Origin of the sequence: Roseivivax sp. THAF30, assembly GCF_009363575.1 — a bacterium.
GTDB lineage: Bacteria > Pseudomonadota > Alphaproteobacteria > Rhodobacterales > Rhodobacteraceae > Roseivivax > Roseivivax halotolerans.
Genome location: NZ_CP045389.1, coordinates 3,584,617 through 3,598,117, shown reverse-complemented (window position 1 = coordinate 3,598,117; position 13,501 = coordinate 3,584,617). Strand labels below are relative to the sequence as shown.

General features: G+C 66.3%; 16 protein-coding genes and 1 tRNA gene. 7 read left to right on the top strand and 10 right to left on the bottom strand.

Annotated features, from left to right (window positions below; genetic code table 11):
• Positions 1-4 precede the first annotated feature (4 nt).
• The 3 genes from FIU91_RS17435 to FIU91_RS17425 all read left to right on the top strand — a co-directional run bounded on the left by FIU91_RS17435 (position 5) and on the right by FIU91_RS17425 (position 3,368).
• The gene (locus tag FIU91_RS17435; protein ID WP_093008989.1) at positions 5-280 is read left to right on the top strand and encodes an HdeA/HdeB family chaperone; all 276 of its coding nucleotides are present in this window, start codon (positions 5-7) and stop codon (positions 278-280) included.
• A 194-nt stretch (positions 281-474) separates the two neighbouring features.
• The gene (locus FIU91_RS17430) at positions 475-1,686 is read left to right on the top strand and encodes a phenylacetate--CoA ligase family protein (protein WP_152463435.1); all 1,212 of its coding nucleotides are present in this window, start codon (positions 475-477) and stop codon (positions 1,684-1,686) included.
• An 11-nt stretch (positions 1,687-1,697) separates the two neighbouring features.
• On the top strand, positions 1,698-3,368 hold the full coding sequence (locus FIU91_RS17425; protein ID WP_152463434.1) for a peptidoglycan-binding domain-containing protein: 1,671 nt from the start codon (positions 1,698-1,700) through the stop codon (positions 3,366-3,368).
• Positions 3,369-3,426: 58 nt separating this feature from the next.
• Here FIU91_RS17425 and ykgO read toward each other — a convergent pair whose 3' ends face one another.
• Together ykgO and FIU91_RS17415 are read right to left on the bottom strand one after the other, a co-directional pair.
• Positions 3,427-3,552 carry a type B 50S ribosomal protein L36 gene (ykgO, locus tag FIU91_RS17420; protein WP_028287243.1) on the bottom strand — a complete coding sequence of 42 codons (126 nt, stop codon included), beginning with the start codon at positions 3,550-3,552 and terminating at the stop codon, positions 3,427-3,429.
• A 92-nt stretch (positions 3,553-3,644) separates the two neighbouring features.
• Positions 3,645-3,719, bottom strand: a tRNA-Val gene (locus tag FIU91_RS17415).
• A 161-nt stretch (positions 3,720-3,880) separates the two neighbouring features.
• On the opposite strand from FIU91_RS17415, the gene FIU91_RS17410 reads away from it, so the two are divergent.
• Complete coding sequence (locus FIU91_RS17410) at positions 3,881-4,744, top strand: N-formylglutamate amidohydrolase (protein ID WP_093008986.1); 864 nt, start codon at positions 3,881-3,883, stop codon at positions 4,742-4,744.
• Here the strand turns inward: FIU91_RS17410 and lpxK are convergent, their stop codons facing one another.
• From lpxK to rbfA, 7 genes are all read right to left on the bottom strand, one after another.
• A complete protein-coding gene (gene lpxK, locus FIU91_RS17405) occupies positions 4,745-5,731 on the bottom strand; it encodes a tetraacyldisaccharide 4'-kinase (RefSeq protein WP_152463782.1) in 987 nt (328 codons plus the stop codon). It abuts the gene before it with no gap.
• A complete protein-coding gene (locus tag FIU91_RS17400) occupies positions 5,731-6,939 on the bottom strand; it encodes a 3-deoxy-D-manno-octulosonic acid transferase (protein WP_152463433.1) in 1,209 nt (402 codons plus the stop codon). The genes lpxK and FIU91_RS17400 overlap by 1 nt, the downstream gene beginning before the upstream one ends.
• A 17-nt stretch (positions 6,940-6,956) precedes the next feature.
• Positions 6,957-7,196, bottom strand: coding sequence for a DUF4170 domain-containing protein (locus FIU91_RS17395; RefSeq protein ID WP_093008984.1), 240 nt, complete (start codon positions 7,194-7,196; stop codon positions 6,957-6,959).
• 86 nt (positions 7,197-7,282) lie between these two features.
• Positions 7,283-8,071 (bottom strand): 3'(2'),5'-bisphosphate nucleotidase CysQ, encoded by a 789-nt coding sequence (locus FIU91_RS17390; RefSeq protein WP_152463432.1) that lies wholly within the window; start codon positions 8,069-8,071, stop codon positions 7,283-7,285.
• On the bottom strand, positions 8,058-9,404 hold the full coding sequence (locus tag FIU91_RS17385; protein WP_152463431.1) for a TldD/PmbA family protein: 1,347 nt from the start codon (positions 9,402-9,404) through the stop codon (positions 8,058-8,060). The genes FIU91_RS17390 and FIU91_RS17385 overlap by 14 nt, the downstream gene beginning before the upstream one ends.
• A 68-nt stretch (positions 9,405-9,472) precedes the next feature.
• Entirely contained in the window at positions 9,473-10,219 is a 747-nt protein-coding gene (locus FIU91_RS17380; RefSeq protein ID WP_152463430.1) for a phosphodiester glycosidase family protein, read from the bottom strand.
• Between the two features lie 5 nt (positions 10,220-10,224).
• On the bottom strand, positions 10,225-10,623 hold the full coding sequence (rbfA, locus tag FIU91_RS17375; RefSeq protein WP_152463429.1) for a 30S ribosome-binding factor RbfA: 399 nt from the start codon (positions 10,621-10,623) through the stop codon (positions 10,225-10,227).
• 84 nt (positions 10,624-10,707) lie between these two features.
• Here rbfA and dapB point away from each other — a divergent pair, with 84 nt between their 5' ends.
• Both dapB and FIU91_RS17365 read left to right on the top strand, forming a co-directional pair.
• Positions 10,708-11,520 (top strand): 4-hydroxy-tetrahydrodipicolinate reductase, encoded by an 813-nt coding sequence (gene dapB / locus FIU91_RS17370; protein WP_152463428.1) that lies wholly within the window; start codon positions 10,708-10,710, stop codon positions 11,518-11,520.
• A gap of 96 nt (positions 11,521-11,616) precedes the next feature.
• Positions 11,617-11,967, top strand: coding sequence for a dihydrodipicolinate reductase (locus FIU91_RS17365; RefSeq protein WP_093008979.1), 351 nt, complete (start codon positions 11,617-11,619; stop codon positions 11,965-11,967).
• A 9-nt stretch (positions 11,968-11,976) separates the two neighbouring features.
• Here the strand turns inward: FIU91_RS17365 and FIU91_RS17360 are convergent, their stop codons facing one another.
• Positions 11,977-12,165, bottom strand: coding sequence for a DUF1674 domain-containing protein (locus FIU91_RS17360; RefSeq protein ID WP_093008978.1), 189 nt, complete (start codon positions 12,163-12,165; stop codon positions 11,977-11,979).
• Positions 12,166-12,230: 65 nt separating this feature from the next.
• On the opposite strand from FIU91_RS17360, the gene FIU91_RS17355 reads away from it, so the two are divergent.
• Positions 12,231-13,481 (top strand): RsmB/NOP family class I SAM-dependent RNA methyltransferase, encoded by a 1,251-nt coding sequence (locus FIU91_RS17355; RefSeq protein WP_152463427.1) that lies wholly within the window; start codon positions 12,231-12,233, stop codon positions 13,479-13,481.
• Positions 13,482-13,501 lie beyond the last annotated feature (20 nt).

Below are 13,501 nucleotides of genomic sequence, written 5' to 3'. Positions count from 1 at the left end.
TATTATGAAACGTTCCACCACTCTTCTCGCCGCGTTCGGTATTGCTGTCACCGGCTCCGCCGCTTTCGCGCAGGACATGATGGCACCCGCCGAAATCACCTGTGATGACTTTGCCGGCATGGATGAAGCCGGTCAGATGGCTGTCGCAGAAGCTGTTGTCGCCGAGCTGGAATCCACCGCAGCTCCGGATGCGATGATGATTGAGATCGAGGCTGCATGCGAAGCCAACACCGAAGCTGCATCCGTATTGACTGCTGCAACGGTTGGCTCTACCGACTGATCGTTCGCAACAGAACGGCACGTATCAATCCGGCCCGCGTTCCGCGCGGCCGGATTTTTCTTTGTCAGTCTTTTATCGGCCATGTCAGGCCGACCATCTCCTCCGGCCTGTCGTGGCCCGTGTTATCTGATAGCGTCGGCCCGGTAATGGCATGACGGGCCTGTGCGGCCCATGTCCGACAGGAGGAGCAAGACATGACAGATCCCGATCAACTCGAAGCCCGAAGCCCCGAAGAGCGCGCAAGTGACCTTGCCGACGCGTTGCCGCACCAGATCGCACGCGCGCAGGCCCTCGAAGGCTTTGCAGCACTGCGGGAATTCGAGGCGAGCGAGATCACCTCGCCTGCCGATCTCGCTCGGCTGCCGGTCTTGCGGAAATCGGATCTTGTCGCGGCGCAGACCGATGCACCGCCCTTCGGTGGGCTGGCGGGTCCTCTTTCGACATTCAGCCACGTTTTTCAGAGCCCCGGTCCGATCTATGAACCCGGCCGGATTGATGACGACTGGTTCCGCCTTGGCCGCTTCCTGCGCGCCGCTGGCTTTCACGGCGGCGATGTCGTGCAGAACTGCTTCGGGTATCACCTGACGCCCGCCGGCATGATGTTCGAATCCGCCGCGCGAGCGGTCGGAGCGACGGTCCTGCCTGCCGGCACCGGCCAGACCGAGCTGCAGGCGCGCGCGGCTGCTGACATCGGCACTACCGCCTATGCCGGGACGCCTGATTACCTGAAGATCATTTTGGAGAAAGCCGACGAGATGGGTCTGACGCTCTCCATCGCCAAGGCTGCCGTTTCCGGCGGGGCGCTCTTTCCGTCGCTCAGAGATTTTTACGAGAGCCGCGGCATCGACTGCCTGCAATGTTACGCGACGGCCGATCTCGGGCTCATCGCCTATGAAAGCCCTGCCAAGGAAGGGATGATCGTCGATGAGAACGTCATCGTCGAGATCGTGACTCCCGGCACCGGCGATCCGGTGGCCGAAGGCGAGGTCGGCGAGGTCGTTGTCACCACGCTCAATGCAGATTACCCGCTCATTCGCTTCGCCACCGGCGACATGTCCGCCGTGATGCCGGGTCAAAGTCCGTGCGGGCGCACCAATATGCGGATCAAGGGCTGGATGGGCCGTGCCGATCAGACCACCAAGATCAAGGGCATGTTCGTCCGTCCCGAACAGGTCGCGGACCTCGTCGCCCGTCATCCCGAGATAGAGCGTGCCCGCGTTGTCGCCGCGCGCGAGGATGAGACCGACACGATGATCGTGCGGATCGAGAGCACGGCCAGCGATGCCGCACCATTCGAGGCCAGCGTGGCGGATGTGCTGAAGCTCAAGGGCCGGGTCGAGATCGTCGCGCCCGGCTCTCTGCCCCGCGACGGTCTCGTGATCGAGGATACGCGAAGTTACGACTGAAAGGAGCCGCCATGCGCCGCCTGACCCTCACTCTCGCCACTTGTCTCTGGACCACGAGCGCGCTCGCCGACAGCGCAGCGCTGCTCGTCGAGAACGCGGCGCCCTCGGTGCTCGACCGTCTGCGCGGCAGTGATGGTGTTGCCGCGGCGGTGACGCCGCTTCGCGAGGCGGGGGTCGATGTGCTGGCGTTGCGCGGCGCAGATGGGGCAGAGATGCGCGAAGGGCTCGGCCGTTTCATCGAGACGCTCGATCCCGAAACGGACCGCGTGGCCATCGTGCTTTCGGGGCGCTTCGTGAATACAGGCCGCGAAACCTATCTTCTGCCCGCCGATGGAGAGGCCGACGCGGACGCGATCTTCGCCGATGCCATGCCGCTGTCGCCGCTCCTTGCGATTCTTGGGGACTATCCCGGTCAAGCCGTGCTGATGCTGGCCGAGGGCGCGCCGAACGCGCTCGATGCACGGTTTCTCAAGGATGGCGCGGGCCGGTTCGAGCTGCCGCAAGGCGTGACGCTGATCCGAGGTGCGCCGGACATGATCGCCCGCCTCGCGCGGCAGGATCTCGCAACGCCTGCCCGCACGATCGTCGCCACCGCCCGCGAGGAAAATCTCGGCGTGGAAGGCTTCGCGCCGTCGAGTTTCGCCTTTCTTCCGGCCGCGAGACCGCCGGAGCCCGAGCCCGACCGCCCGGAAGAGCCTCAAGACCTCCCGCAGGTGTCAGACGCAGAGGCGGAGCTGCGTCTTTGGGAGGACGTCTCGGCGCGTGACGACGCGGACGCGTATGAGCTTTATCTCAAAGCTTTTCCCTCGGGCCCGAACGCGGGAGCCGCGCGTGATCGTCTGGCTGCCATAGAGGCGGAGCCGGGCCGCGAAGCGCGTCTGACCGAAGAGACCCTCGAGCTGACGCGCGAGGAGCGTTCAGAGATCCAGCGCGATCTGTCGCTGCTCGACTACAACACGCGCGGTATCGACGGCATCTTCGGTCCCGGCACGCGCAGCGCCATCGAGGCTTGGCAGGAGGCTCGCGGCTTCGAAGTAACAAGCTATCTGACCGGCGCGCAGATCGATCGGCTGGACGATCAGGCGGCCGAGCGGGCCGAAGAGCTGGAGCGTGAAGCCGCCGCCCGCGAGGCCGAACGGGCGCGCAATGATCGCGCCTATTGGCAACAGACGGGCGCTTCGGGCGAAGAAGCGGACCTGCGCGCCTATCTGGAGCGCTATCCCGATGGCGATTATGCGGATCTCGCGGAAGACGAGATTGGAGAGATCGAAGCCGCGCGCGCCGAGGCAGCGGCGCGTCAGGACCGGCAGGCCTGGGCCACCGCCGAGGAGACGGACACGACGGGCGCTTATCGCCAATACCTGTCGGACTATCCCGAAGGAGCCTTCGCCGAGCAGGCCGAACGGCGTCTGTCGCAGCTCGAACAGCCAAGCGAAGAGCGGCAGGCCGAGGCACAGGCACAGGCGGAAGAAGCCGCGCTCAACCTCTCCCCGATGGCGCGGCGGCTTGCCGAGGCCAAGCTCGCCTCGCTCGATCTCGGTCCGGGGCGGATCGATGGATCTTTCGATGGCGACACTCGCCGGGCGATCCGGCGCTACCAGGATTCTCGTGGGCTGGGTGTCACGGGCTATCTCGATCAGCCGACGGTCGTGCGGCTTCTGGCTGACTCGATCCTGAGATGAGACGAACGAAAAAGGCCGCACCCGAAGGTGCGGCCCTTTGCATCGAAACCTAGGCGGCTCAGCCCTGGCGGGCTTTGAACCGACGCTGGGTCTTGTTGATGACGTAAACTCGGCCCTTCCGGCGCACAACGCGGCAATCGCGATGGCGGGACTTGAGCGAGCGGAGCGAATTCCGAACCTTCATGGCTGGTCTCCTCGTGTCGCGGCGCCAGGCGCGCCTTGGGGTTGCGTGTCACCCCTGGCAGCGCGCGCGGCACCCCGGGGGCAGTGAATTCATGGTGGGCGGTACTGGGATCGAACCAGTGACCCCTACGATGTCAACGTAGTGCTCTACCGCTGAGCTAACCGCCCGTACCGGCCCGAGTTCCATCCGATTGCACCCCATTAACGAAATGGGGCGCGGATCTCACCGCGCCGGTGGACGGGTCTTTAAAAGGAGTCGGAACGGAGATCAAGGGCTTTTGGCCCGAGAATAATTCGGGCTATCTTACGCGCATCGTTGGGGAGCCAAAATGCCGAAATCGGCCTATCACCTTTACCGTCCGCAGGCGCTGACAAGCTGCGTCGTGTTCGCGTCGCCGCATTCGTCGCGCGATTATCCGTGGTCCTTCCTGCGGCACACGGTTCTCGACGAACACGCGATCCGCTCGTCCGAGGATGCCTACGTGGACCGGCTCTTCGAATGCGTGACGGATTACGGTGCGAGCTTTCTCAAGGCGGGTGCGCCACGCGCCTTCGTCGATCTCAATCGCGCCTCCGACGAGCTCGACCCGGCCTTGATAGAGGGGGTGCGCCGCATCGGCCACAACCCCCGCGTGGCCTCGGGGCTCGGGGTCGTGCCGCGCGTCGTCGCCAACGGGCGGGCCATCTATCGCGGCAAGCTTCCCATGGCCGAGGCGGAACGCCGGATCGCAGGGTATTGGCGGCCCTATCACGACCGGCTGCAAACTCTTCTCGACGAGGCACGCGCCGCGTTCGGCACATCGATCCTCATCGATTGTCATTCGATGCCGCACGAGGCAGCCGAAGGCGCGGCTCGTTCGGGCGGGATTCGCCCCGAGATCGTCATCGGTGATCGGTTCGGCGCGTCGGCAGACGGCGAGATCGTCGACAGGATCGAAGCCGCCTTCACCTCTGCGGGCCTCGCTGTCACGCGCAACACACCCTTCGCGGGTGCCTACAGCACGCAGCATTACGGACGCCCGTCGCGGTCCCAGAATGCCGTGCAGATCGAGATCGATCGCGCCATCTACATGGATGAGCGCACGATCCGCCCCAGCGCCAATTTCCACGCCTTCCGCAAGGTGCTGCGCGGGATTATCGCGGATATCGCCGCGATCCGGCCCGGCGAGCCCTCGTCTCTCGCCGCTGAGTGATCAGAACAGTCGGGAGAGTGCGGCCTCGAGCGGCGCGTCATCCTTGAACGTCAGTCGCACCGGCAGGGTCAGCACCTTCATGCGGAAATCGGCTGGCAGACGCACCGCGTCCTTCTCCGTCGTCACGAGCTGTGCGTTGCGCGCCCGCGCTTCTGTTTCGATGCGGGTCATCAGGGCGGCGGTCAAGGGCTGATGATCGTCGAGCGCTTCGGCCCGGATCACCTCCGCGCCGAGATCGCGCAGGGTGCGGAAGAACTTCTCGGGATAGCCGATACCGGCGAAGGCGAGGGCGCGTAGACCTTCCCACGACATGCCCGTCTGAAGAGGTTCGAGCGCGCCCCGAAGACGCGGCAGTTCCGCGGGCAGCGGCCAGTTGCTGTCGAAACTCTCTTGGCTGGTGTCGTCCCCGATCGTGAGCAGAAGATCGGCGCGGGAAAGACCCGGCCCGACCGGCTCGCGCAACGGACCTGCAGGAAGGCAAAGACCGTTGCCAAATCCCTGCACGGCGTCCGCCACGATGATGGACAGGTCTTTCTCCAGAGCCGGGTTCTGAAATCCGTCATCCAGCAGGATCGCTTGCGCGCCCTCCGCGATGGCGGCTTCCGCGCCCGCCGCGCGATCCTTGGAGACCCAGACCGGGCCGAAGGCGGAGAGAAGAAGTGGCTCGTCCCCGACCTCCGACGCATCATGGCGCGACGGGTCAACGCGAACCGGACCTGCCAAGGTGCCGCCATAGCCGCGCGAGACGACATGCGCGGTGATGCCATGCGTTGTGAGACGCGGGACCAGATCCATAACGGTAGGTGTCTTGCCCGTACCGCCAGCGCTGAGATTGCCGACGCAGATCACCGGCACATCCATCTTTTTGCCGGGACGAGAGACGCGGCGCGCCGTGGACCATGCGGTCACCCGGCCGAGCGGGGCAAGCGCGCGCGCGGCACGGCCAGGCGCATTCGGCGGATTCGACCAGAACGCTGGCGGCCGCATCATTTTGCCTCCGTACGCGTGCGTCCGGCATCGAGCATCGAGGAGATCTGCCCGACAATCCGATCCTCGGTTTTCGCGCCTGCCGTTACCACGTCCCAGCCGGCATGGGCCATAGTCGCCGCGCGATCGGGGGCGATCACCTGCGAGACGGCTGCCGACAGGGAATGTGCATCCCGGACGATGCGCGCGGCTCCGGCATCGACAAGCCGCGAATAGGTGGCGAGGTGATGTCCCACGTTCGGGCCGTAGAGCACCGCCGATCCCAAGGCCGCCGCCTCCAGCGGATCCGTTCCGCCATGCCCGGCGGCGAGCGATCCGCCGAGAAAGCTCAGAGGAGCGAGACGGTACCAGAGCCCAAGCTCGGCCGGGCTTTCGCAGAGGACGATCTGGGTGAGGTCGTCGGGCATGTCGCCGTCGTCCCACCGGGCAATCCGCATCTCGCTGGCCTCTGCAAAACGGGTGGCGGCCTCCGCATCGTCGCGGTCCTCGGGCACGAGAATGAGAAGCAGGCGATGAGCGAGGCGGCTCGCCCCGGCATGGGCGTCGAAGATGTCGCGCATCTCGCCGGCGCGGGCGCGGGCGGCGAGCCAGACAGGGCGCCCCCCGATCGCGGCGGCAACCTCCTCGTGCAGATCCGGCGGGCAATCGAGCGGCGGCGGCACGGATGTCAGATGCCCTGTCCGCTCGATCCGTGTCTCGGCCGGAAGCAGGCGGCGCAACCGGCGCTCCGCCTCGCGCGAGACGCAGAGGATCTGGCTGAAGCGCGACAGGGCGGCGGGAGCCGCATCCGGTAGCCAACGCGGGGCAGGCGTCGAGAAGGGCGCTTCGCGCGCGTTCACGAGGAGCGAGGCACGTCCTGCAAGCCGCATCGCCTCCATCAGGGCGGGCCTGAGATCCTGCCCGGCCCAGACCAGAAGGTTCGGCCGCCAATGCGCCAGGAAATCCTGTGCCTGGGCAAGGGTTTCCTCGGGCAGATCCACCGCGTCACCATCGGGCCAATACCCGGTTTTCAGCAATGACAATTCGGGCGATTGCTGCGTTATCCGGGCGGCGAGAGCAGCCAAGGGAGGCTGATCGGCGGCACTTGCCGCATGCAGCCACAACAGCGGGCCGTCCGGCCGGGCGGGCCGCTCCAATACCGGGCCAGGCGCTTCGGCAGGACGGGTCAGCGCCAGATAGGCGGACAGGGAAAAGGGACGCCTCGACATCGCGCGCGCGGTCGGGCTCAGCCGAGTTCCTCGGTCGGCGAGACTTCCTTCTCCTCGTCGCGGAGGCGGTGCAGATGGGCGATGAAATAGCGCATATGCGCGTTGTCCACCGTGCGCTGCGCCTCGCTCTTCCACGCGTCATAGGCGCTCGCGTAATCCGGGAATATCCCGACGATGTGGATGTCGTCCACGTCGCGGAACTGGGTTTTTTGCGGATCGACGAGTTCGCCGCCGAAGACGAGGTGAAGGCGTTGCATGGTCGAGGGCTCCTTTGCGGGCCGTTATTCAGGTCGCACTGAGAACCGATTAGGCCACGGCAGGGCTGGAACGCAAGGTTCCGGCGTCAGACAGAGGGGCCGTGACCAAGCGCGGCCATCGTGCTGTCCCACATCGCAGGCCCGCCTGCGACGACGCCGTTCTGAAGGGCCGAGGGCAGGTTGAAGCGCATCTCCTGCCCGGCGCGGTCGGTCGCCCGCCCGCCGGCCTCCGCTACGATGAGCGTGCCGGCGGCGATGTCCCATTCCCAGGCGTCGCGAAAGGTCAGCATCCCGTCGAAAGAGCCATCCGCTACAAGGCACATCCGGTACGCCAGCGATGGACGGTGCGAGCGGTGAAAGGGCGGCACCCCTTCCGGCCAGTGCTTGGGGTCGATGTTCGGCTTCGTCGCAAGGAACTGCGCGCCCGCGATCTCCGCGCGGCTCGTGGTGCGGATGGCGGAGCCGTTGAGCTCCGCGCCGCCACCCTTTTCGGCAGCGTAGAGCTTGTCGCGCATGGGTAGATAGACCACCGCGGCGGTGATCTCTCCGGCTTCCGCGATCGCCAGGGAATGCGCCCAGGTATCCGAGCCGTCGATGAAGCTGCGCGTGCCGTCGATCGGGTCGATGATGAAGGTCGAGGGCGAGGTCAGGCGCAGCGGATCGTGCGGGCTCTCCTCGCTCAGCCAGCCATAGGCGGGCCGCGCGGTACGCAACGTGTCTTCCAGAACCTCGTTCACCGCGATGTCGGCCGCGGTCACCGGGCCTTGGTCGCCCTCCTTTTCGCGCACATCGAGGTCGCCGCCGATAAAGGTCGTCGCCACCTCGGCAGCCGCCCGGGCCGCGCGCAGAAGGAGATCGAGATCACTCTCCGGCAAGGGTCAGCCCTTCGACGAGAAGCGACGGCACGACGCGGCTGAGCCATGGGCGCGCATCATTCGCAGGCGTCATGCGGCGCAGGAACTCGGGCAGGCTGCCCGCGACCGTCACGCCAGAGACCGGATAGGCGATCTCTCCGTTCTCCACCCAAAGGCCCGACGCCCCGCGCGAGTAATCGCCCGTATTGGGGTTGATCGTGGAGCCGATCATGGACGTTACGATAAGCCCGGTGCCCATCTCTCGGATCAGGTCTTCGCGGCTCTGCGTGCCTTGGGAAAGCGCCACGTTCCAGACCGACGGCGAGGGGCCGGATGCGACGGAGCGCGCGGCATTGGCGGTTGGCGCCAGACCGAGCTTGCGCGCGCAGGCCAGATCCAGCGTGTAGCTTTTCAGAACCCCGTCTTCGACGATGGCGCGGGGCCGGGTCGGCAGGCCTTCGGCGTCGAACGGGCGCGAGCCCATCGTGCGGGGTCGGTGCGGATCCTCGGTCAGCGACAGGCCGGAGGGAAGCACCTCGCGCCCGAGCCCGTCCAGAAGCCAGGAGGCACCCCGCGAGACCGCCGTTCCGGATGCCGCTTGGAGAAGATGTCCGATCAGCGACGCGGCAATGCGCTCGTCGAAGAGAACCGGGTAGGCCCCGGTCTTCGGCCGGCGCGGATTGAGCCGCTCTACGGTGCGTTCGCCCGCGCTGCGCCCGATATCCTCTGGGCTTCGCAGGTCGTTCTGGAAGATACGGCCGTCACCGTCGTAATCGCGCTCCATCCCCGTGCCATCTCCCGCGATGGCCACGCAGGAGGTGGAGCGCTGAGTGCGGGTATAGCCGCCGGAAAAGCCGTTCGAGGCGGCAAGCTGAACGCGGGTCCGGCTAAAGCCTGCCGAGGCGGCATCCATGCGGGTGACGCCCTCCACCGCCAGTGCCGCCGCTTCGGCCCGGCGGGCATCTTCTTCGAGCGCGGCAGGCGTCGGCTCGTCCGCCGGATCGGCCAGCTCAAGCGCGGCGATGTCCCAATCGCGGGCAAGCTGATCGGCATCCGCGAGGCCGATATAGGGGTCTTCCGGCGCTTCACGGGCCATCGCGACCGCGCGTTCTGCCATCTCCGCCATCGTCTCGGCCCGCACGTCCGATGCCGACACGGTGGCAGAGCGTTTGCCGAGAAGCACCCTCAGCCCGATCTCGACCGCTTCGGAGCGTTCGGCCTGTTCAAGGGCACCGCCACGCACGTCGACGCCGACCGATGTGCCGTCCACCGCCATCGCATCGGCACTGTCCGCGCCGGCCTTGGCGGCGGCGGACAGAAGGTCTTCGGTCAGGCGTGACAAGTCGTGAGACATAGGGTTCCCTCGTGCGATCGTGTGGTCTGGACCTAGGCCGCGGGCACGCCCTGCGCAAGTTCGGGCCGTCAGCGATCCTCGGAAACGACGACGCCGACGATCGGTCCCAACGGGCGGCCCAGATCGGCACGCCGAATCGCCGGGGCGTAAAGCCGCGAGATATTGCCATCGAGGAACAGCGCCTGAGGCATCTCCAGCGCGTCGCGGAAGAGCCGTCCGAACTCGTGGAACGTCACCGGGCGCTCGGAGATCGCGAAGATCGTCTTGGTGCCGTCTTCCGACGTGCCGACACCGTTGCGGATATAGCGGCTGTCGCTGTCCTCGAGGAATCGCGGATGCAGCTCCCCGTCGATCACGAGCATCGGCCCGGACTGCGTGGCGTAGCGACATGACGGGGATTCCGCCTCGAAGCGCCGGGTCTCGATCACATCGGCGCGCCCGTCGCCGATGCAGAAGATGCCGTTCGGCAGGAGCCCGAAATTTCCCGGTCCCGAAGTCGAGATCACGCCGCGATATTGCTCGTTATCCTCGACGTAATGGCCGACCGGAGCGCGATCGGGATGATACATCCCGGCATTCATCGCGAAGGCCAGCCGTTCGCCCCCGGCGGACAGCGCTTGATCGAGCCGCCCGAAATTTCCGAAGGGCCGCTCATCCTCATCGTAAAGGAAAAGGCGCAGGTCCTCCGAGCCGCTGTCCACATGGCAGAGCGTGTAGGGCACGTCCTCGAAGATGAACTCGCGGCATTCGACCGCTTTGGCCGCGCCGGGCAGCGCGCCGAAGATCAGCGGAACGAGAAGGGCGGGCCAGCGCATGAAGGTCACTCGTCGTCGAGATCGCGGCGCACGTTGTCCTGATCGAACAGCCGCCGTGTCTCGTCGAGCCGGTCGAAGGTCTCGTCGACGCGAAACCGCAGCTCGGGCGCGAATTTGAGCTGCACGTTCTTCGCGACAAGCTTTCGCAGCTCGCTTGCGTTCCGCGCCAGGAGCTTGACCACCTGATCCTGGCCCTTGCCGCCAAGCGGCGTGACATAGGCGGTCGCGACCTTGAGATCGGGTGAGACACGCACCTCGCCAACTGTGATCGACATGCCCGACAGGTCGGCATCATGCACGTCACCGCGCATCAGCACGTCCGACAGGGTGCGGCGCACGAGTTCGCCCACGCGAAGCTGCCGCTGGCTGGGTCCGGGTCCGTCTTGGAAAGCGCGTTTGGCCATGCATCGCAGATACGCCTTCGCTGGCACTTTGCCAAGGCGAAGCAGGCGCGATAAGGCAGAGTAAATCAATCGGAGGCACGTGCGATGGGCGATCTTCCCGGAGTTGTCATCACCGGCGTTTCGGGCCGGATGGGTCAGATGCTGGTGCGCGAGGTGCAAGCCTCGGAAAAGCTGCGACTGACGGGCGCGGTCGACCGGGCCGGACATGACTGGATCGGGCGCGATCTCGGCCTGGCGATGGGCGGTGCGGAGACGGAGCTTCTCGTGACCGACGACGCGGAGGCAGCCTTCGCCGAGGCGCGCGCGATCATCGATTTTACCGCGCCCGCCGCGACGCTGGGCTTTTCGCGGCTCGCCGCGGAGCGCGGGCTTGTCCACGTCATCGGCACGACCGGTTTTTCGGACGAAGAACTGGACGAGCTGGCCGAGGTCGCGAAAGGATCTGTTCAGGTGCGTGCGGGCAACATGTCGCTCGGCGTGAACCTTCTGACATTGCTGACGCGGAAGGTCGCCGAGGCTCTCGACACCGAGTTCGACATCGAGATCGTCGAGGCTCATCACAATCGCAAGGTCGACGCGCCGTCGGGCACCGCGCTGATGCTGGGCGAGGCCGCAGCCGAGGGCCGGGGCGTCTCGCTGGCCGATGCGTCGGATCGGGGGCGCGACGGTATCACCGGCGCGCGCAAGGCGGGCGATATCGGCTTCAGCGCGATCCGGGGCGGTGACATTGTCGGAGAACATGACGTGATATTCGCCGGTCCCGGAGAACGTATCATCCTCCGCCATGTCGCCTCCGACCGGGCGCTGTTCGCGCGCGGGGCGCTCAAGGCGGCGTCCTGGGCGCTCGACCAGGAGCCGGGCTTCTACGACATGCTGGATGTGCTCGGGCTCAACTGAGAACGTTTCAGGGGCTCACGACCGCGCCAGCACGCTGGAAAACGAAACCGATCGCCGCATCTCACCGTATATCAAGGTGTGTTTCAGGAGGCGATCATGCGCAAATCACTGGTTCTGACCCTGATCCTCGCCATCGCCGCGCCAGTCGCGGCCAAGGCGGAGCGTGTCGACACGCGCGACGAGTTCGTATCGGCAGTCCAAGGCAAGCGGCTCGTCCGTCCGCTGGTCGATCTGCGCGTCACGCCCGGCGGCGGTATCTCCGGCTCGGGGGCGGCATGGGACGTAACCGGTCAATGGAGCTGGGAGGACGGTTTTTTCTGCCGCAGCCTCAACTGGGGCGGCGACGACCTTGGTTACAACTGCCAGCTCGTGACCCTCGAGGGCAATCGCATCACCTTCACCTCGGATCGCGGCTCAGGCCGCTCGGCGGGCTTTACCCTGCGCTGAGGCGCGGCCTCAGAAGTCGATCGCAAGGCCCTTCTTTTCCCAGTCGCCGTAGCGGACGGGCTCCGGTCCTTTACGGCCGCCGAGCTCTATCGGGCGCGGGTCGGCAGCTTCAGCTGCCTCCGCGAGACGGCGGCGCTCTTCTGCTTCGGCCAATGCGCGCTGTGCGGCGGGCGGCAAGTCGCTTTTCTCTTCGCTCATCTGCGGTTCCTCCGGTCGTCTCCCACTGATATATCCGCGCGACAGCAGGGAACAAGGCAGGCGACATGGATCAGGCACGGCGCGCGAGCGTGGACCTACTCGACGGTGTATTGGGCGAAGGACGGCTTTTGAGCGACATGATCGCCGCGCCCTCCTTTCGAAAGATGCCGCCCGAGGCGCGCGCCACAGCGCAGCGGCTCGCGGCAGAGACATTGCGGCATCTTGATCGCGCCGACCGTCTTCTGCGCCCGCATCTTCAGAAAAAGCCGCCGCTTCGGGGGCAGAATATCCTTCGGCTCGGGACGGTGGAACTGGCGCAGGGAGGCGCGGCGCATGGTGTGGTCGATGCCTGCGTGACGCTGGCCGACGGGCACAAGCGGACGCGTGCGCTGAAGGGGTTGGTGAACGCCGTGCTTCGGAAAGTCGCGGGTCAGGCTCCGGGCGAATGGGCGGCGCTGCCGCCCTCGCGTCTGCCGGACTGGCTTCGCGGACCGCTGCTTGAGGCGTGGGGGCGCGATGCGGTGCGCGGTATGGAAGCGGCGCATGCCGTCGGTGCGCCGCTTGATCTGACTGCGAAGACCGACCCTGAAACGGTGGCCAAGGCCGTGAATGGCGCACGTCTTCCCACCGGGTCCATTCGCTGCGATGCGCGGGTGCAGGTCTCGGCCTTGCCGGGTTTCGAGACAGGCGAATGGTGGGTGCAGGACGCGGCGGCCGCGTTGCCGGTGCGGCTGCTCGGAGACGTGCGGGGCAAGAGCGTCCTCGACATGTGCGCCGCGCCGGGCGGGAAGACGCTGCAACTCGCGGCAAGCGGGGCTAAAGTCACGGCGCTCGATCTGTCGAAGGCGCGGCTTCAACGCGTGAGCGAGAACCTCTCGCGGACCGGCCTCGAGGCCCAGATTGTTGTTGGCGATGCGCTGACCCATGAGGGCCGCTACGACGCTATCCTTCTCGATGCGCCGTGTTCGGCCACGGGCACGATCCGTCGCCATCCCGACCTGCCGCACGCTCGCGACGGGGCGGGCATCTCGGAGTTGATCGAATTGCAGGCGGCGATGCTCGATCACGCGCTTGGCCTTCTGGCGCCGGGCGGCCGGCTGGTCTTCTGCACCTGTTCGCTCATTCCCGATGAAGGCGAGGTGCAGATCGAAGAGGCGCTTGACCGGCATCCGGGACTTGCCGTGATCCCGCCCGAGGGCGACTGGATCGAGGAGAACTGGCGTTCCAGCGAAGGCGGGCTGCGCCTGCGCCCCGATTTCTGGACAGAGCGCGGCGGCATGGACGGGTTCTACATGGCCACGCTCGTAAAAGGCTAAGGGCGCACCAAGGTCGCATA